Source organism: Myxococcus sp. SDU36 (genome assembly GCF_030168875.1).
GTDB lineage: Bacteria > Myxococcota > Myxococcia > Myxococcales > Myxococcaceae > Myxococcus > Myxococcus vastator.
Map to the genome: position 1 here is coordinate 8,232,502 of NZ_CP077414.1, position 18,678 is coordinate 8,251,179.

12 protein-coding genes are annotated in these 18,678 nt (G+C 70.2%); 9 read left to right on the plus strand and 3 right to left on the minus strand.

The window, feature by feature from the left end; translation table 11 throughout:
* Positions 1-25: 25 nt before the first annotated feature.
* From KGD87_RS33635 to KGD87_RS33650, 4 genes are all read left to right on the plus strand, one after another.
* Entirely contained in the window at positions 26-829 is an 804-nt protein-coding gene (locus tag KGD87_RS33635) for a hypothetical protein (protein WP_284665020.1), read from the plus strand.
* A gap of 112 nt (positions 830-941) precedes the next feature.
* A complete protein-coding gene (gene recA, locus KGD87_RS33640; RefSeq protein ID WP_284665021.1) occupies positions 942-2,036 on the plus strand; it encodes a recombinase RecA in 1,095 nt (364 codons plus the stop codon).
* Between the two features lie 163 nt (positions 2,037-2,199).
* Positions 2,200-4,425: an alkaline phosphatase D family protein gene (locus KGD87_RS33645; protein WP_284668727.1), complete on the plus strand. Its 2,226-nt coding sequence runs from the start codon at positions 2,200-2,202 to the stop codon at positions 4,423-4,425.
* 156 nt (positions 4,426-4,581) lie between these two features.
* On the plus strand, positions 4,582-5,460 hold the full coding sequence (locus KGD87_RS33650) for an efflux RND transporter periplasmic adaptor subunit (protein ID WP_284665022.1): 879 nt from the start codon (positions 4,582-4,584) through the stop codon (positions 5,458-5,460).
* 15 nt (positions 5,461-5,475) lie between these two features.
* Here KGD87_RS33650 and KGD87_RS33655 read toward each other — a convergent pair whose 3' ends face one another.
* The 3 genes from KGD87_RS33655 to KGD87_RS33665 form a co-directional block, all read right to left on the minus strand.
* Positions 5,476-7,707 (minus strand): peptidase domain-containing ABC transporter, encoded by a 2,232-nt coding sequence (locus KGD87_RS33655; RefSeq protein WP_163782875.1) that lies wholly within the window; start codon positions 7,705-7,707, stop codon positions 5,476-5,478.
* Positions 7,700-8,650, minus strand: a complete 951-nt coding sequence (locus KGD87_RS33660; RefSeq protein WP_284665023.1) for an efflux RND transporter periplasmic adaptor subunit — start codon at positions 8,648-8,650, stop codon at positions 7,700-7,702. The genes KGD87_RS33655 and KGD87_RS33660 overlap by 8 nt, the downstream gene beginning before the upstream one ends.
* Before the next feature lie 109 nt (positions 8,651-8,759).
* A complete protein-coding gene (locus KGD87_RS33665) occupies positions 8,760-12,041 on the minus strand; it encodes a lantibiotic dehydratase (protein WP_284665024.1) in 3,282 nt (1,093 codons plus the stop codon).
* Between the two features lie 253 nt (positions 12,042-12,294).
* Here KGD87_RS33665 and KGD87_RS33670 point away from each other — a divergent pair, with 253 nt between their 5' ends.
* From KGD87_RS33670 to KGD87_RS33690, 5 genes are all read left to right on the plus strand, one after another.
* Positions 12,295-12,468, plus strand: a complete 174-nt coding sequence (locus KGD87_RS33670) for a class I lanthipeptide (RefSeq protein ID WP_176409286.1) — start codon at positions 12,295-12,297, stop codon at positions 12,466-12,468.
* A gap of 220 nt (positions 12,469-12,688) precedes the next feature.
* The gene (locus tag KGD87_RS33675) at positions 12,689-12,850 is read left to right on the plus strand and encodes a class I lanthipeptide (protein ID WP_284665025.1); all 162 of its coding nucleotides are present in this window, start codon (positions 12,689-12,691) and stop codon (positions 12,848-12,850) included.
* A gap of 148 nt (positions 12,851-12,998) precedes the next feature.
* On the plus strand, positions 12,999-15,626 hold the full coding sequence (locus KGD87_RS33680) for a RiPP maturation radical SAM C-methyltransferase (protein WP_284665026.1): 2,628 nt from the start codon (positions 12,999-13,001) through the stop codon (positions 15,624-15,626).
* An 89-nt stretch (positions 15,627-15,715) separates the two neighbouring features.
* The gene (locus KGD87_RS33685) at positions 15,716-16,273 is read left to right on the plus strand and encodes a GNAT family N-acetyltransferase (RefSeq protein WP_284665027.1); all 558 of its coding nucleotides are present in this window, start codon (positions 15,716-15,718) and stop codon (positions 16,271-16,273) included.
* Positions 16,274-16,332: 59 nt separating this feature from the next.
* The gene (locus tag KGD87_RS33690; protein WP_284665028.1) at positions 16,333-18,678 is read left to right on the plus strand and encodes a Tex family protein; all 2,346 of its coding nucleotides are present in this window, start codon (positions 16,333-16,335) and stop codon (positions 18,676-18,678) included.

Sequence of the window (18,678 nt, forward strand, 5' to 3'; positions counted from 1 at the left end):
TTCGCTTTGAACCTCCCCCAGGGCCGTGGCTACAGTTTCCTCCGTGCCCGACGCGCCTCGCATCCATCCGCCCTCGCAGCGCGCCCTGGAGGTGGAGGACGCGCCGCCGCCGCGCGACGTCGCGCCGTGGGAGGCGCCCCCCGAGCCCGTGCCGCCGCAAGCCGCGCGGGCCCCGAGGCTCCCGGGCGCGCCCACGCCGCCGTTGGACCTCCCCCTGCCAGTGCTGGTCTTGACGGAGCAGGCCCCGCGGGTGCCGGAGGCGGAGCGTCCCCTGGTGGCGGCGCGGCTGAACCTCCAACTGTCCCGGATGGCCAGGACGGGCGGAGACCGGCTGGTGGCGGACACCTTCCTGCGGCTGCTGGAGAGCGGGCGGCTCGCCGGACTGGTGGATGCGCAGGGGCGCACCTGCCGCGCGGCCGCGGTGGAGGCCCTTTTGTCCCTGGGCTTCCCCTACGCCCTGGAGGTCCAGCCCGAGGACCTGGAGCACCTGCGCGCCAACACCCTGCAGCGCAAGACGCAGCGCCTGAAGCCAGGTACGTGCATGGCGGTGTTGGTGGGAGGCATTGGGGCACAAGTCGTCCATGAAGCGCTCTTCCCCAAGGGGGACGCCAGCCTGCTCACCTCCCAGGTGGGGCTCTCCCTGCTGGCGATGGCCGCCTTGTGGCTTGCTCCGCCCCGGACGCCCGTGTACCGCGTGGGGGTGCTGCTGCTGACCGTTGTCTCCCTGGTCGGAGCGTTGCTGGCCGTCCTCGGCGTGGCGCACACGGGGCTGTGGGTGGGACTGGCGGGGCTGGTGGCCGCCCTCCTGGCTGCCCTCCGCGAGGGCTGACCGGCAGGATGCAACACGGATGTCAGAGGGGTGGACTAGGGTCTACCCATCGCGTACTAAAAGCGCGTTCAGGTGGGCCGGGGTGGCTCGCCAATACAAGGAGCTACGAGCAATGGCCGTGAATCAGGAGAAGGAAAAGGCGATCGAACTGGCGATGTCCGCGGTGGAGCGCCAGTTCGGCAAGGGGTCCATCATGCGGCTCGGCAACGACGAGCCGCTGATGCGCGACGTTCAGGCCATCCCGACGGGCTCCATCTCGCTGGACATCGCCCTGGGCGTGGGTGGCGTGCCCAAGGGCCGCATCATCGAAATCTTCGGGCCGGAGTCGTCCGGCAAGACGACGCTGTGTCTCCACATCGTCGCAGAAGCGCAGAAGCGCGGCGGCATCTGCGGCTACGTGGACGCGGAGCACGCGCTGGACGTGGGCTACTCGCGCAAGCTGGGCGTGCGCACCGATGACCTGCTGCTGAGCCAGCCGGACACCGGTGAGCAGGCGCTGGAAATCGCGGAGATGCTGGTGCGCTCGGGCGCCATCGACGTGCTGGTGGTGGACTCGGTGGCCGCGCTCGTGCCGAAGGCGGAGCTCGAGGGTGAGATGGGCGACGCGCACATGGGTGTGCAGGCCCGCCTCATGAGCCAGGCGCTCCGCAAGCTGACGGGCACCATCTCCAAGAGCCAGACGTGCGTCATCTTCATCAACCAGATTCGCATGAAGATTGGCGTGATGTTCGGCAACCCGGAGACGACCACGGGCGGCAACGCGCTGAAGTTCTACGCGTCGCAGCGCCTGGACATCCGCCGCATCGGCGCCATCAAGAATGGCGACAACGTGGTGGGCAGCCGCACCCGCGTGAAGGTGGTGAAGAACAAGGTCGCGCCGCCGTTCAAGGAAGTCGAGTTCGACATCATGTACGGCACGGGCATCTCCCGTGAGGGCGACCTCATCGACCTCGCCTCCAACGAGAACATCGTGGAGAAGAGCGGCAGCTGGTTCTCCTTCAACGGTGAGCGCATCGGCCAGGGCCGGGAGAACGTGAAGGAGTACCTGCGCGAGCACCCGGAGATTGCCAAGGACATCGAAGGCCGCGTGCTGGAGAAGTACGGCATCGGCAAGACGGGTGCCGCGCCCGTCGCCGCGGTGCCGGACGAGTCCGCGCCGCTCGAAGGTGGCAGCGAGAAGCGCGGCCGCGTGAAGGCCGTGAAGTAGTCCGGTTTCCGGGGCGTTTTCCCGGATGGTGGCAATTCGCCATGAAAGCCAGAGGGCCGTCCGCCGCGAGGTGGGCGGCCCTTTTGCTTGGCGTCCGGTGTCGCTCGCGCCGGTTCGCACCGGGCGTGGGTGACACGGCGCGTTGTCGTTTCATTCCGTGGGGATGTTTCCTGCGGAGCGGAAGGGCGCTCTAGACTCGCGGCCCTGCTTCCCAACCCGCGCAATCCGGAGTCCCACCTTGTTCGACCGATTCAAACGCCGCAGTTTCCTCCAGGCCGCCGTCGCCGTCGCCGCGACCACTGCGTTCGGATGCTCCGACGACGAGACGTCGTCGGATGCTGGTGAGAAGTACTTCCCGCAGTCGGTGTGCTCGGGGGATCCGCGGCCGGACAGCGTGGTGTTGTGGGTGCGGGCGGTGGACCCGGACAACGCGGGCGCCAACACGCAGGTGCGGCTGGAGGTCTCCACCAGCGAGTCGTTCAGCAGCCTGGTGCTGGACCAGTCCTTCACCGCGCAGGCGCAGTTCGACCATGCGCTGAAGGTGAAGGTGACGAACCTGTCGGCGCGCACGACGTACTACTACCGCTTCAGCATCGACGCGAACGGCCAGAAGTACTCCACGGTGACGGGCCGCACCCGCACCGCGCCGGCGGCGGGCGACGACGTGCCGGTGAAGTTCGTCTTCGCCAGCTGCCAGGACTACATCGGCCGCTACTACAACGCGTGGCAGCACCTGCTGCAGCTCAACGAGGACCTCGACTTCGTCGTGTTCCTGGGTGACTACGTCTACGAGACGACGGGCGACGCGTCGTTCCAGTCCGTGGACGGGCGCGGCATCGTCTTCAGCGAGCCGGAGAAGGCGCTCCGCCAGGGCACGGGCCTGACGGCGTTCTACGCGGCCAACTCGCTGTCCAACTACCGCGACCTCTACAAGAACCTGCGCACGGACAAAATCATCCAGCAGGTGCATGAGCGCTACGCGTTCATCATCACCTGGGATGACCACGAGTTCTCCGACGACTGCTGGGGCGACGTCGCGACGTACACGGACGAGAAGACCAACGAGAAGCAGACCGAGCGGCGCCGCAACGCGGAGCAGGCCTTCTTCGAGTACATCCCCATGGACCACGGCGCGAGCAACGCGGGCGCCATCGACATCAACGCCGTGGTGGCCCAGCCGACGCGCATCTACCGCGACTTCGAGTTCGGCCGGAACCTGAAGCTGCTGGTGACGGACACGCGCACCTACCGCCCCGACCACCTCATCCCCGAGGACGCGTACCCGGGCAAGGTGGCGGTGCCGGCCGAGCAGCTGGCCATGGTGCTGCCGACGCTGCCGGAGGCCACGCAGGCGCAGCTGCAGTCGGACATGTTCGCCTACGTGGACATCGACGCGGAGGCGCTGACGCCCTACAAGCAGATCCTCACCGGCGTGTACGTCCAGCAGGCCGTCGCGGCCGGGCTCACGGCGGAAGAGGCGGCCACGAAGGCGGCCTTCTGGATTTCCGGTGGGCAGGCGCTGCTCTACGTCAACCAGGTGCTCAACGCCGTCAACCAGGCGCGCGTGGCGGCGGGCGAGTCGGCCGTTCCGCTCCTCCCCGCGACGGGCGCGCCGCGCGGTCTGGCCTATGCGCACATGGGCAAGACGGGCCTCTTCGGCATCCAGGGCTCGCGCTACGTCGTGGTGAAGCCCATCTTCGACCTGGTCGCGGCCATCAAGTACATGGGCTCCGCGGGAGCCACGGAGGGCATCTTCGGCAACGAGCAGCAGGCGTGGCTCCAGGAGTCGGTGCAGGCCACCAACGCGTGGAAGATCATCGTCTCCTCGATTTCGCTCACCTCCATGGTGTTCAAGCTGAGCGACAAGGCGGACGTCCCGGACCCCACGCTGCGCCAGGACTTCTACTTCAACGTGGACCAGTGGGACGGCTTCCCCACCAAGAAGCAGGAGTTCTTGAAGTTCCTGCGCGACAACCAGGTGCAGAACGCACTGTTCATCTCTGGCGACATCCACGCGTCCTTCGCGTCCGTGGAGTCCGGCATCCCCGCGCTGACGGCGCCGGCCATCTCCTCCGGCTCCATCAAGGAGCTGGCGGGCCTGGCTGTCATCGGCGCGGGCTTCTCCTCCGGCAGCTCGGTGTACCGGTACATCGTGACGGAGCTGGACAAGTCGCTGAAGGAAGCGCACCCCGGCATGGCGTTCGTGGACGGTGACGCCCACGGCTTCGTGGTGCTGGAGGTCGGCGGCACCGAGGCGAAGGCGGCCTTCCACCTCATCCCGAGCACGGAGATCGCCAGGGACTACTCGCTGCGCTCGCCCGCCGAGCTGACGGCGAAGGCCTTCCGCCGCGACTTCGTCATCAAGGACGGCGCCATCACCGCCGCCTGAGTGGCACGGGCCTCACCCGCCGGGTGAGGCGCGAGGGCCGCGCCGGGAGCCAGGTGCTCCGGGCCGCGGCCCTCGGCCGTTTCAGGGTGGCGCGCGCCCGGTGTAACGTGGAGGCCGCATGGATGTCCGGCCCTCCTTCAGCGAAGAGCACGCCACGTGAGCGGGACGGTCTTCCGAAGGTGGGCCGTAGGCGCCGCGTTGCTCTGCGGCCCCCTGGCGCATGCCGCGGCGCCGACCTCCGAGGCGCCGGCGTCGAAGCGCGTTTCCTCCGAGGACTCCCTGGTGGGCGTGGTGGTGGCCCGCTACACGCTGGACTTGACGTCGCAGCAGGATGGCCGGCTGCAGGGGCTGGAGGCGCGGCTGGGCGAGCGCGTCACCTCCGGGCAGGTGGTGGCCCGGCTGGAGCTGGAGCCGCTCCAGTTGGAGGCCGCCGCGCGGCAGGCCCAGCAGCAGGCCGCCCAGGCCGAGGTGAGCCGCACCGAGCTGCTGTTGCTCCAGGCGCAGCAGCGGCTGAAGCGTGAGCAGCGCATCCGTCAGTTCACCGCCGCGGAGGTGATGGAGACGGCGGAGACGGAAGTGGCCCTGGCGAAGGTGAACGTGGAGCTGGCGCAGGCGCGCCGCGCGGAGGCGCAGGCGCTGCTCGATGCCGCTCGCCGCAACGTGGAGCAGGCGCGGATTCGCGCGCCGTTCGCGGGCCGCGTCACCGAGCTGTACCTGGTGCCCGGCGTCATCGTGGGGCGCGCGACGCCCATCCTCCGGCTGGTGAGCGAGGAGCTGAAGCTGCGCTTCGCCGTGCCCGAGCACCTGTCGCCGTCGGTGCGCTCGGGCACGTCGGTTCGAGTCCATCTCCCCGCGCTGGGCCTGACGCTGAAGGGGCAGGTGGACAGCCTCGCGCCAGAGGTGGACCCCTCCTCGCGTCACCAGAAGGCGGAGGCGAAGCTGCTCATCGACGCGGAGGTGCGGGAGCGGCTCGCCACGGGCCTGCTGGCCGAGGTGGAGCTGGCGCCCGCGGCTGTCTCGAAGAGCGCGCCCTGAGGGGCGGCGCGCGCCTTACCCCACCAGCTTCTGCTGCGCGGCCCGGTCCTGCTGCGCCACCAGCTCGTGGTAGTGCCCCTTGAGGGCCATCAGCTCGTCGTGCCGTCCCTGCTCCACCAGCCGGCCCTGCTCCATGACGAGGATGAGGTCCGCGTCCCGGATGGTGGTCAGCCGGTGGGCAATCACCACGCGCGTGCAGTGGAGCTCCGCGATGGCGTCCTGGACGGCCCGCTCCGTCTTCGTGTCCAGCGCGTTGGTGGCCTCGTCCAGCAGCAGGATGGCCGGGCCATGCACCAGCGAGCGCGCCAGCGCGAGCCGCTGACGCTGGCCTCCGGACAGGGAGTGGCCCATGTCACTCAACACCGTCTCGTACTTCATGGGCATCGCCATGACTTCATCGTGAATCTGCGCGCGCCGGGCCGCCTCGAGCACCTTCTCCAGCGGCAGCGCGGGGTCCGAGTAGGCGATGTTCTTCCGGATGTCGCCCTGGAAGAGCGCGGGGTTCTGGAGCACCGCGCCCATCTGCCGCCGCACGTCCCGCAAGTCCAGCTCCCGCAGGGAGATGCCGTCGTAGCGGATGTCCCCCTGCGTCGGCAGGTAGAGCCCTAGCAGCAGGTTGGCCAGCGTGGACTTGCCCGCGCCGGAGCGGCCCACAATCGCCACGAACTGCCCGGGCTTGACGTCCAGGCTGACGTCCTGGAGCACCGGCGTCGCGCGGCTGCCGTACTGGAAGGAGACGTGGTCCACCTGGATGCCGCCCTGGAGCGTGTGGGCGCGGCGGGGCGTGTCGTCCGTCTGCTCCGGCTTCGCCTGCAGGATGTCGTCCACGCGGTCCAGGTAGCTGCCCACCAACTGGAGCTGGAACGCGGTGGCCACCAGGCTGGAGATGGGCGTGAGGAAGTTCCCCGCCAGGGCGTTGATGGCCAGCATCTCCCCCAGCGACAGCTGCTGCTGGTCCAGCACCAGCCACGTGCCCACCGCCAGCGTCGCCAGCGGCGAGGCCATGCGCAGCGTGGCGGTGATGGAGTCCGTCAGCGCGGACAGCCGGCCCCGGTCCAGCGAGACGTTGAGCACGTCCACGTAGAGGTTGGACCAGTGCTGCACTGCCCGGTCCTCCAGGCCCATGGCCTTGAGCGTCTGCATGCCGTTGAAGAGCTCGACCTCGTAGTTCTGCGCGCTGGCATTCACCTCCAGGCTGCGGGACATCAGCTCGCGCTGACGCTTGCGCGCGAACAGGAAGACGAGCACCTGGAGCAGCGCCAACCCCAGCGCGAGCAGGGCCAGCTGCCAGCTCCCGTAGAAGAGCAGCAGCAGGTAGATGCAGACGAGCGTGCCATCCAGCACCGCGGACAGCGCGCCGGACGTCAGCAGCTCACGCACCGTGGCGTTGCTGTTGAGCCGGCTCATCAGGTCGCCCGTCGAGCGCAGCTGCAAGAAGGAGAAGGGTAGCCGCACCAGGTGGTCCAGGAAGCCCACGGTCATCCGCGCGTCCAGGTACGTGCGCAGGTGCAGCAGCAGGTGCGCGCGCACGAGCGACGAGACGAACTGGAAGACGACGAGCAGCCCCATGCCCGCGGAGAGGATGGCCAGCAGCGTGGTGTCGCCGCTGGGCACCACCCGGTCCACCACCGCGCCCGTGAGTGACGGCAGCGCGAGCGCGAATAACTGGAGCAGCACCGACATCACGACGATGCGCCGCAGCGTGGTGCCGCGCTCGGTGACGAGCCGCAGGTAGCGGCGGGGCCCTGGGACGGTGCCGCCCTTCTCGAAGGACTCCGACGGCTCGAAGAGCAGCGCGACGCCCGTGAAGGACTTGCGGAACTGCTCCATGGGCACGACGCGGCGGCCGAAGCCGGGGTCCACCAGCTCCACGCCCTTGGACGTCAGCCGCTCGAAGACGACGAAGTGGCGGAACTCCCAGTGGAGGATGGTGGCGGGCTCCAGCAGGTGCAGCTCGTCGATGTCCGCCCGGGCCGCGCGGCCCACCAGCCCGAAGCGCTGGCTGGCTTCGAGCAGCGCCAGCGCGCTCACTCCTCGCAGCGTCAGGCCGGTGGCCGCGTGGACCTCGTCCAGGTCGATGCGCCGGCCCCAGTAGCCCAGCACCATGGCCAGGCACGCGGCGCCGCAGTCGGTGGCCGTGAGCTGCGCCACGAAGGGGACGCGCCTTCGCCGCAGGTGCTCGCCAATGCGAGCCAGGGCGGGGAAGCGGTCGAAGAGGGAGCCTGAGGTGTCTTCTTCTTCAGCCACGCTGTTTTCCGAGGAGCTCGAGCACGGGGAAGAGGGTCAGCCAGCCGTTGCGCGCGCGCACGCGCACCCAGGCCATGCCGGGCATGCCCGTGTAATAGGCGTAGTTGCGTCCATCCACGTCGAAGGTCGCGCCCGGGAGCCGGCCCTCCACCGCGACGTGCGGACCCTGGAGGGGCAGGGCGTCTCCCAGTCCGGGGCCCAGGTAGCGTCGCACCTCGGCGGGGCCCACCAGCTCGTCACTGACGGACGTCACCTGGAAGTACTGGTACGCGTAGGGGAAGCCCGCGACCTCCATGCGAATCTGCTGACCGGGCTCCAGCATGGGCCGGTACTGGCCGGGCACGAGCGCCAGCGCGAACGTCTCCGCGCCGTCCTGGAGGATGGAGGCCACCGCCTGCCCCGCGTTCAGGTACTGGTTCTCCCGCACGCGGACGTCGTAGACGCGGCCACTGACGGTGGCCCGGAGCACGCGCTCCGACAGCCGCGCCTCGCTCATGTCCACCTGGCTGCGCAGCGTGGAGAGCGCCTGGCGGGACATGGCGTCGAGCGGGTTCATCAGGCCCGCGGCGAGCTGGGCGCGGAACTCCTGCGTCATCCGGCTGCGCTCGGCCTGCTCCACCGGGGAGTGCAGCTCCACCAGCGGCTGCCCGGCCTGGACGTACTGCCCGCGCTCCACCAGCACCTTGCTGACGCGCCCCGCGGACGTCACCGTCAGGTCCTCCAGGCCGCGGACCTGGATGAGCACGGGCCCCGTCGCGTAGTCGTTGATTTCGACGACGGTGAGGCCCACGCCCAGCACGAGCGCCAGCACGAGGATGAGCCAGTACGTGACGCGCGCCCAGAAGGGGTCGACCCGGAGCAGGTTCCCCCGGACCTCGGGCTTGGCGTAGTGGTCCAGCGCTTCCTGCCGGAAGAGGGACGACTGATGCGGGTTCTGACTCATGGCGGCCTCGGACCGGAGGCAGGGGAGGATAGCGAATGCCCTGGAAGCGACCAACAGGGCGGCCTGCCCGTCACCCCGGCGTGCGGGCCCCGTGCGCGGCGCGTCCGCCTCATGCGCCGTCCTTGCGCGCCCTCGCCAGCCGCGAGCGATAGAGCCGGGCCAGGAAGTCGTGGAGGATGAGCTCCTGCGCGCGGTGGTCGCTGGCGAGCATCCGGTTGGCGTGCATGTGCAGGAAGCTCTGGGCCAGTCCCGCCACGGAGAGGGTGAGCCGGCCCTCGCGCTCGGCCGCGTGGAGCTGCTCCGCGATGGGCCGCAGCCGCTGGCTCCGCTGCGCGAGGATGTCGAGCCCGGCCTTCCAGGCACCGGCGTCGGAGGGCGTCAGGGCGAGCAGCTGCTCCAGCTCCCGCCGCTCCTGGCGGAAGCGCTGGCTGAGCTGGTCCTCGAAGCGCGCGTCGACGTGGAACTCGGCGCCGAAGCCGCGCCGGCAGCGGGTGACGACCTCCAGCTTCGCCGGCAGCGACAAGCCGAGCCCGTCCAGCAGCGTGTCCATGCCCAGCAGCACCAGCCGCCACCGGAGGTTGGCGCCCGCGTCTCCCGGGTAGGCCTCCAGCAGCGCGAGCGCCGCCTCACTGTCGGCCGCGAAGAGCTGCTCCGCCAGCGCGATGCCCGCGGGGCCGCCATAGCGCTCCACCTCGCGCGCGTAGGTGTCGAGCTGGAGCTTCCAGCCCTCGCCGGAGTTTAGGGCGCAGGCGCAGGCCGCCATCAGCGCGGGCAGCGCTTCGGAGTGCAGCCGCTCCGGCGCGCCATGCAGGCGCAGGCGCAGGTGCCAGTCCGGGTCGCCGTAGCGCAGGAAGAACGCATGGGAGACGGCGCCCGCCGAGGCGAGCCGCCGCAGCACGGGCGCCAGCGTGAGCGTGAGCAGCCGGTCCGCGGTGGCGGTGCCGGTGTAGAGCTTCGCGTAGAGCCACTCGGAGCCGGGGGGGAAGGCGCGGCGCACGGAGGCGTCGGGCGCGGTCCTTGGCCTGGAGGGCTGTCCCAGGGGCTCGCGCCGGTGGAAGGGGAGCACCAGCTCGTGCTGGTAGCGGCCATCCGGGCCCGCCACGCAGAGCGCGTCCGGCGTGGGGAACAGCTCCTCCAGCGTCACGCCCGCGGGGCGCTTGCGCGTGAGCTGGACGAAGGTGTCCACGCTCAGCACGTTGTCCAGGTCGATGGGGAGCTGGTTGTCGCCGTCATGGAGGCAGACCCAGCGGGGAAGGCGCGCCTCCCGCCGGAAGCGCTGGAGCGCCTCGTAGCGTGCGCCACCTCGCGCCGCGCCCCAGGCCTTGAGCCGGTCCGTCGCCACGTTCCAGCGCGCCAGCGCGAGCACCGTGCGGCCATGCACCACGCGGGGCAGGAAGGGGGCGGACGTCAGCGGCCCCCAACTGAAGGCCAGGTTCTGCACACCCTGCTGCTGGAGCTGCCCCAGGAAGCGATAGGCCCCGAGCCCCAGTGAGATGTAGTTGTGGGCGGTCGTCAGCCGGGGAATGACCTCGCGGCCCCGCTTCCGCGAGCGGAGCACGAGCCGCCCCTGCTCCACGGAGAGCCACAAGTCGGACAGCTCGATTTGCTGCTCCGAGGGCACGCCGGATTGCCCCAGGAAGACGAGGTCATGCTCGCGCAGGGCAGGGCGGCAGATGACGTTGCCCATGCGGCCCTGGGGCAGATGGACGACCTCCGCGAACACGGCGTCCGGCCGCAGGGCCTCCTCCGCGCGCAGGTGGGCGCGCGTCGCCGCCTCCAGCGCGGCGTCCGCGTGGCAGAAGCGGCCCAACATCACCGCGCCCGAAGGGCCGGTGACGCTCTCCAGGAGGATGCGGAAGTCCCCGCGGTCCACGTGCTCGGCGCTGGCCCCCACCACGGTAGCGACGACGGAGAAGGACTCCGGCAGCGGGAGCACGTCCTTCGCCGTCATGGCGCGCAGGTCGTCCTCCGTCAGGACCAGCTCCTGGGCCTGCTCGCGCCAGCAGGACTCCAGCCTCGTCAGCAGGTGCTTCCACTTCGCGCCGTCGGGGTAGCGCCGGTCGCCCTCGCCCAGCGGGAAGGCGAAGCCCTGGAGCAGCGCGCCGGTGCCGCTGCCGGTGCCGCCATCCGCCGCGAAGCCGATGCCGGTGTCCTCGTCCAGCGCCTCCAGCAGCGGGACGGCGCGGTCCTCGTACCGGGCCACGAAGCGCTGCTGGAAGCGGGCAATCGGCGAGTCCGCGGCGGTGGCCACGGCCAGGCGGTGGAGCGTGTCGAAGGCGCGCTGGCACGCGTCCACCACCCCTGGAGACAGCGTGGCCTCCCGCGTGGGGCGGACCATGTCCACCTGGAAGAGGCGCGGCAGCTCGGCCTGCACCGGCAGCCCTTCGAGCATCCGGGCGACGTCGCGGTAGGCCTCCTCGGGGACGCCAGGGCGCGCGGCGTCGATGCGGCCCAGCGCTTCGTGGACGGCGGCCAGCTTCGCCCGCATGGGGTGGAGCGCGGGCAGCGCCTCCGACCGCGCCAGCAGGTAGGGAACGGGCTCGGGGCCGGTGAGGGTGGGGGCCCAGGTGGAGACCAGGACCTGGGCCTCGATGAGCTCCAGGATGAAGGCGCGGGCGTCCTCCAGGCTGACGTCGGGGTCGTCCCGGGTGAGGGCCAGGGCCAGGGCCTCCACGGACGCGCCGCCCCGGGCGCGCGCCAGCGTGGCCTCCAGGTAGGACGAGGGCTCCACGGCCACCAGGTGATAGGAGCGCTCCCTGCCGGTGTGCCGCATCTCCATGTAACGGAGGCGGCCCGCGGCCAGGTACAGGCTGGAGTTGGGGACGTACTCGAGCGCGCTCCGGACGCCAGGCTCCTGCTGCACCTTCTCCACGAGCGCGCAGACGTAGTCCATGTCCAGCCGGGTGTGGCGGCGCAGTTCCTCGCGAGGCGCCAGGTGCAGCCGCGTCACCGCGCCTGGACGGCCCACGGCGAGGCCCGCGAACAGGCCGAACGGCGTGCTGCGCCCGGACATGCGCGCGAAGTACCGCACGAGCGTCCGCTCCACTTTCAGGCCCTCCTCGGAGTCGGGCTTCTCCTGCCAGTAGTGCAGGCTCTCCACGAGCGCGGGCGAGGCGATGAAGAGGGCCTCGCGGATGAGCGGCTCCACGACCCACTGGCGCAGCCTGTCTCTCAACCGTTGCCTGTCTCGTTGGAGCGCGCCTTCCAGCGCGTCGGGCGCGGCGCCGGGGGCCTCCAGGTTTTCGCTCCAGGACGTCAGGGCGTCGAAGGGCAGCAGCGGGGTGCGCAGGACGAAGAAGTCCGCGGCGACGAAGGGGGACGTGCGCCCGGGGCGCGTCCGCCCCGCTGGAGTCTCACGAGCGTCGGACGAGGCTGAAGGTCGAGGGAGCATGGGGCTGGCGTCGTGGCTCGGAGTGGGAATCCGCTGGGCGCCAGCATACAGCAACGATGCAGAGGCACCCATCGATGGATGGCGTGACAGTCATCAGAGGGGCCAACTCAAGACATGAAACATGTCGTGGCCTCCTTGTGATTTCGAAAGTGTCTGGGCTAGGGTCTCCCGCTCCGGCAGTGAGTTGTATTCCCTGCTCATTGCCAGAGGCGTCACCACGATGAACCAGCACCCAACCCCAGGAGAACCCAGAATGAGCGCACCTGCCTCGAAGAAGCTGTCCCTGAAGAAGGAGACGCTGCGCCAGGTTGATACGGCGCAGATGGAGCAGTTGGAGGGCGCGGTCGGCGGTACGACGCCCATCACCATCGTTCCCATCACGATTGGTTACACCATCGGCCGGACCCTCGCCTCCCGCGAGGAGTGACAGGGAAGGCCGAAAGGCCATTCAGGTCCGGGCACGGCAGTCTCATGGCTGCTGTGCCTCGCGGTGGCTGTTTGAACAGGCTGGGTCCGTAGATACCCGGTTCCCCGTGAAAACACGCCTACTGCTTGAACGGAAAAGTTTTGCTGGATTATCCTGCTTGGGCCGCGCTGGCTGTCCGCGGTGCGGTGGTCGCTCAACCCCAGGAAGAGGAGAACCCAGAATGAGTGCACAAGCCGCGAAGAAGCTGTCCCTGAAGAAGGAGACGCTGCGTCCGCTGGACTCGGCGCAGGTGGAGCAGCTCGATGGCGCGGTCGGCGGTACGACCCCCACCATCACCACCGTCACCGTCACCGTCGTCTTCGTTCCCAGCGACGCGCACTGACGTCGACAGAGAAGCCGTCTGGCTCTCTCATGTCAGGGGCCGTCAGCCTCCGGGCTGCCGGCCTTCTTCCCCGGTCCACATCACCTCATCGGCTGTGGCTCGGGCTTGATACACCCGAGACATCGGACGGGTTTCAGGGACGTTCATCATGCGCATCCTCCTCGTGGCCATGCCCTGGCATTCGCTGGATACACCGTCGCTGGCGGTGGGCATCCTTCATGAGTGCGTGAAACGTTGCCGCAGTCCGCATGAAGTCATCGACATCTACGCGAACCTGAAGTGGGTGGATTATCTCCACGCCCGCTCCCAGGGGCAGATCAGCATCCGGAGCTACCTGAACATCTCCGAGCGTGGCATCTGGAGCGGGATGGGGGACTGGCTCTTCGCCCCGGCGCTGCACGGCACCACCGCGTGGAAGCAGGAGGACTACGTCGCCGTCCTGCCGGGCTCGGATTGGAACAAGGAAGCGCTGTTCCAGGTGCAGGGCTGGACGCCGGACTTCATTGAAACACTGGCGGACGAGCTGCTCGCGCTGAAGCCGGACCTGGTGGGCTTCACCAGCACCTTCATGCAGAACGTGCCCGCGCTGTCCCTGGCGCAGGCGCTCAAGCGGCGCGCGCCGGAGGTGCTGACGGCCATGGGCGGCGCCAACTGCGACGGGCCCCAGGGCCTGGCGCTGCACCGGAACTTCCCGTGCCTGGACTTCGTGGTGCGCGGCGAGGGCGAGGCCGCCTTCGTGGAGCTGCTGGACGCGGTGGACGCTGGCGAGCCGCTGGACGGCATCCAGGGCCTGTGCTGGCGCAAGGACGGGCAGCACGTCGCCAATCCGGGGCGGAAGGAGTCGTACCCGACCGCGCTGATTCCCGCGCCCAACTACGACGCCTACTTCGAGACGCTCAGCGCGTCTCCGCTGCGCAGCCTCATCGAGCCCAAGCTGGTGATGGAAGGCGCGCGCGGCTGCTGGTGGGGAGAGAAGCACCACTGCACCTTCTGCGGCCTCAATGGCTCGTCGATGGCGTTTCGCAGCAAGCCGCCCGAGCAGCTCTGGGAGGAGGTGCGCCGCACGGTCGCGCGCTACCAGGTCCTGGACATCTACATGGTCGATAACATCATCGACATGAAGTACTTCAAGGCGCTGCTCCCGCACATCGCCGCGTCGGGGCTGAACCTGCGCCTCCAGTACGAGGTGAAATCCAACCTCACCCAGGAGCAGGTGCAGACGCTCAAGAGCGCGGGCGTGGTGAGCGTGCAGCCCGGCATCGAGAACCTGAGCAGCCACGTCCTCAAGCTAATGGACAAGGGCGTCAACGGTTGCCACAACATCCAGACGCTGCGCGACTGCGAGGAGCAGGGCCTCACCGTCACCTGGAACTACCTCTTCGGCTTCCCGGGAGAGCAGGACGCCGACTACGACGTCATCTCCGGGCAGATGCCGTCGCTGGTGCACCTGCAGCCGCCCAGCGGCGCCAACCGCATCCTCCTGGAGCGCTTCAGTCCCAACTTCGAGAACCCCAAGCTCGGCTTCGCGGAGCGGGACCCCGCGACCTTCTATCCGCTCGTGTATGAGCTGCCGCGCGAAGAGCTGATGGACCTGGCCTACCTCTTCAACTCGCCGCCGCGGGGCATCAAGAACGCGACGGCGCGGACGCTGAGCAAGGCCTGCTCGGAGTGGCGGGATAACTACCGGCAGAGCGAGCTCAGCTTCCGCGAGGAGGGCGGGCGCATCTTCATCCGGGAGCGCCGCGTGGGCCGCTCGCCCGCGGACCTCGTGCTGGAGGCGCCTCACGAGGTGGCGGTGTTCCACCTGCTGCGCAAGCCCCAGACGCCTGGCAGCCTGGCCGGCGCGCTGCGCCCGCAGGGCCATGAGCGCACGCCGGAGCAGGTCAGCGCGTTGCTGGCGGAGTGGCTCGAGCTGGGGCTGGTGTTCCAGGAGGACGGCCGCTTCATCGCGCTGCCCATCCGCGCCGCGCCCCAGCGCGTGCGGCTCGTGGGCGAGCAGACCTCACTGCCTGCCGTGCGCCCCGAAGGGCTGCCCGACGCGCCGCCGGGTGCGCCGGACGACGTCCCGGAGCTGTCGCTGGCGGCGCTCACCGCCACGGAGCGGGTGGGCACGCCCCGCGCCCGGGTGCGTGTCCGTCCAGATGAATGGAGCGAGCTCACCCGGCTTCTGGAGACACGGCGTGGCGGCCCGGCGCTGGCGGTGACGCTGGACGCGGACGCGCCGGGCGCCTGGCCTTCGTCGGAGGAGATTGACCGGCTCCTCCAGCGCGGCGTGGTGGAGGTGCGGGTGCCCTGGGAGATGCAGCTCGACGAGCGGCAGCCCGAGCGCAGCGTGCACTTCATCCGCTTCCTGCGCGACAGCGCCGCCGCGCGCCTGCGCGTCCACTGGAACGGCACGGCGTCCGGGACGGTGAAGGCGCGCGCGCTCAACCACCTGGAGCCGCCCGTGTCCGACGGAGAGGACGCGCTGCGTGCCTGGAAGGAGCTGTACGCCTACGGCCGCTGCTACTGGCGGGCGGGGCCCGACTTCGTCCTCATCAAGGACGCGCGCGCGGGCGGGGACTTCTCACGCTTCACGCTGGAGGAGGGTCCGCTGCGCGACGTCTTCACCCGGCTCACGGTGCCGCAGCACCTGGACACCTTTGGCGCGGATGAGACGGACCGGGAGGCGCTCGACGTGCTGATGGAGGAGGACCTGGTGCTCCGCCTGGGGGATTGGGTGGTGGCCTTGCCCTATCAAATCAAGCACTGGCCCGTGCCCTTCATGAGCATCTGAAGGCGCACGACGCAGGCGTTCCCGGCCCCGGGCTCGCGCGGACCTCCTTGAGGGCTGCGCCGCGGCGTGGGGCGCGTTAGAAGCGCGGCATGGCGCCCGGTGCTCCCGCTTCCGATGTCCAGCTCATTCCCGCCCGGCCGGAGCATGTGGACTTCTGGCTGGCCATGCGGGCGGCTCCCGGCGCGCGGCGCTTCGTGGACACGGAGGACGACACGCGGGAGCTGCTCCTGCGGCGCATCCTGGAAGCGGGCGCGGTGGGTGAGCCCCGCGCGCGCAGCTTCCGGTGGTTCGTGGAGGCGGACGGGCAGCTCGTGGGGACGGTGTCCGCGCGGGACTTGTCGCGCGTGCATGGCCGCATCGAGCTGGGCTACATGATGGCGGACGCGCACCAGGGCCGGGGTCTGGGCACCCGGGCGGTGGGGCTGATGCTGGAGCAGCTCTTCACGTTGCCCTCTCTCCAGCGGGTGTGGCTGACGACGCTGGCGGAGAACGCGGGCTCACAGGGCGTGGCGCGCAAGCTGGGCTTCACGATGGAAGGCACCCTGCGCGGGCACTGCCTGTTCCAGGGGCAACGCAGGGACCAGCAAATCTGGGGCCTGCTGCGCCCGGAGTGGGACGCCCGGCGCGCCGCGTTCGTTGTTGGCTGAGCGCTTCGGACGGCCGGTCTCTGGGAGCAGTGAGGGGCCCGGGTTATAGAAGCGGCGCCATGCATCCCTACGCCGCTGAGCTTTCCCAGGAGCTGGGCCTCAGGCCCGAGCAGGTGGACCGGACCCTCGCGCTGCAAGAGGACGGAGCCACCGTTCCCTTCATCGCGCGCTACCGCAAGGAAGTCACGGGCGGTCTGGACGAGGTCCAGATTCAAACCCTCTTCGACCGGGCCACCGAGCGCGCCGAGCTGGACTCCCGGCGCGACACCATCCTCCGCTCGATTGAAGAGCAGGGGAAGCTGACGCCGGAGCTGGCGAAGGCGCTCAAGGCGGCCAAGGCGCGCACGGAGCTGGAGGACCTCTACCTCCCCTACAAGCCCAAGCGCCGCACGCGCGCCGCCATTGCCCGGGAGCGCGGGCTGGAGCCGCTGGCGGACCTGGTGTGGAAGCAGGACGGCCGCCGGGGCGAGGACGTGGCCGCGCGCGTGCGCCCCTACATCAACCCGGAGAAGGACGTGCCGGACCAGGCCGCGGCGCTCGCGGGCGCGCGAGACATCTGCGCCGAGCGCGTGGCCGAGGACGCCGGCCTGCGCCGCGAGGCCCGCGAGGTGAGCGCGCGCCGGGGCACGCTGTGCTCGAACGTGGTGCCCGCGAAGAAGGGCGAGCCGACCAAGTTCGAGAACTACTACGGCCACGAGGAGCCCCTGTCGCAGGCCCCCTCGCACCGCGTGCTGGCGCTGCTGCGCGGCGAGGAAGAGGGCGTGCTGAAGGTGAAGCTTTCCCTGCCCGACGACGAGGTGAAGGGCCTGCTGGCCGGGCGCGTGGTGACGAAGCCGCAGGCCCTCTTCTCCCAGGAGCTGCGCGCCGCCGTGGAGGACAGTTGGGACCGGCTGCTGGGGCCGTCGCTGGAGGCGGAGCTGCGCGCGGAGCTGAAAGAGCGCGCGGACCGGCAGGCCATTGGCGTCTTCGGGGAGAACCTGCGCCACCTGCTGCTCACGCCGCCCGCGGGCGCCCGCGCGGTGCTGGCCCTGGACCCGGGCCTGCGCACGGGCACCAAGCTGGCGATGATGGACGTCACCGGCAAGGTGGTGGAGACGGTGACGCTCTACTCGGAGCGCGGCGCGGACGAGCGCGCCCGCGCGGCGAAGCTGCTGGCCGCGGTGGTGCAGAAGCACAAGCCGGAGCTGGTCGCCGTGGGCAACGGCACGGGCAGCCGCGAGGCGGAGGACTTCGTGCGCGACACGCTGAAGGCGATGGGCTCGCAGGTCCCCGTGGTGTCGGTGAGCGAGCAGGGCGCGTCCATCTACTCCGCCTCCGAGGTGGCCCGGGACGAGTTCCCGGACCTGGACGTCAGCCTGCGCGGCGCGGTGTCCATTGGCCGCCGCCTCCAGGACCCGCTGGCGGAGCTGGTGAAGATTGACCCCAAGAGCATCGGCGTGGGGCAGTACCAGCACGACGTGGACCAGGGCCTGCTCAAGAAGAAGCTGGGCGAGGTGGTGGACTCGTGCGTCAACGCGGTGGGCGTGGACGTCAACACCGCGTCTCCGCAGTTGTTGGAGCACGTGTCCGGCGTGGGGCCGTCCCTGGCGAAGAAGCTGGTGGCGCACCGCGCGTCGAAGGGCCGCTTCTCCACGCGGCGCGAGCTGCTGAAGGTGAGCGGCCTGGGGCCGAAGACATTCGAACAGGCGGCGGGCTTCCTGCGTGTGCGCGGGACGGAGCCGCTGGACGCCAGCGCCGTCCACCCGGAGCGCTACGGCGTGGTGGAGCGCATGGCGAAGGATTTGGGCGTGGCCGTGAGCGCGCTGGTGGGCAACGCCGAGCTGGTGCGCAAGATTGACCCGAAGCGCTACCTGGGCCCGGACCTGGGTGAGCTGACGCTCAAGGACATCCTGGCGGAGCTGGAGAAGCCCAGCCGCGACCCGCGCGGCGACTTCACCGCGCCCCAGCACCGCGAGGACTTGCGCTCGCTGGAGGACGTGAAGGAGGGCATGGTGCTCCAGGGCGTGGTGACGAACGTCACCGCGTTCGGCGCCTTCGTGGACGTGGGCGTGCACCAGGACGGCCTGGTCCACGTGTCCCAAATCTCCACGCGCTTCGTGAAGGACCCGTCCGAAGTGGTGAAGGTGGGCGACCGGCTGACGGTGCGCGTGCTCACCGTGGACCTGGCGCGCAAGCGGCTGGCGCTCTCCGTGCGCGCGGTGCAGGAGGGTGGGGCGCCGCAGCCGTCGGGCCGTCCCTCCGTGGGCGGGGCCACGGGGCAGGGCCGCATGACGGAGCGCGGCGGCGGCGGGCCTCGTCAGGGCGCGCGGCCCGCCTCCGGCCCGGGGCCGAAGCCGCCCTCGGGGCCCGGTGAGAAGAAGGGCCCGGAGCCGTTCAACAACCCGTTCAGCAAGCTCAAGCGCTGA

Excerpts from the sequence above, each read along its gene's own strand:
- recA (WP_284665021.1), top strand. The coding sequence starts at position 942 with ATGGCCGTGAATCAGGAGAAGGAAAAGGCGATCGAACTGGCGATGTCC.
- KGD87_RS33645 (WP_284668727.1), top strand. The coding sequence starts at position 2,200 with ATGTTTCCTGCGGAGCGGAAGGGCGCTCTAGACTCGCGGCCCTGCTTC.
- KGD87_RS33660 (WP_284665023.1), bottom strand. The coding sequence starts at position 8,650 with ATGAGTCAGAACCCGCATCAGTCGTCCCTCTTCCGGCAGGAAGCGCTG.
- KGD87_RS33665 (WP_284665024.1), bottom strand. The coding sequence starts at position 12,041 with ATGCTCCCTCGACCTTCAGCCTCGTCCGACGCTCGTGAGACTCCAGCG.
- KGD87_RS33670 (WP_176409286.1), top strand. The coding sequence starts at position 12,295 with ATGAGCGCACCTGCCTCGAAGAAGCTGTCCCTGAAGAAGGAGACGCTG.
- KGD87_RS33675 (WP_284665025.1), top strand. The coding sequence starts at position 12,689 with ATGAGTGCACAAGCCGCGAAGAAGCTGTCCCTGAAGAAGGAGACGCTG.
- KGD87_RS33680 (WP_284665026.1), top strand. The coding sequence starts at position 12,999 with ATGCGCATCCTCCTCGTGGCCATGCCCTGGCATTCGCTGGATACACCG.
- KGD87_RS33685 (WP_284665027.1), top strand. The coding sequence starts at position 15,716 with ATGGCGCCCGGTGCTCCCGCTTCCGATGTCCAGCTCATTCCCGCCCGG.
- KGD87_RS33690 (WP_284665028.1), top strand. The coding sequence starts at position 16,333 with ATGCATCCCTACGCCGCTGAGCTTTCCCAGGAGCTGGGCCTCAGGCCC.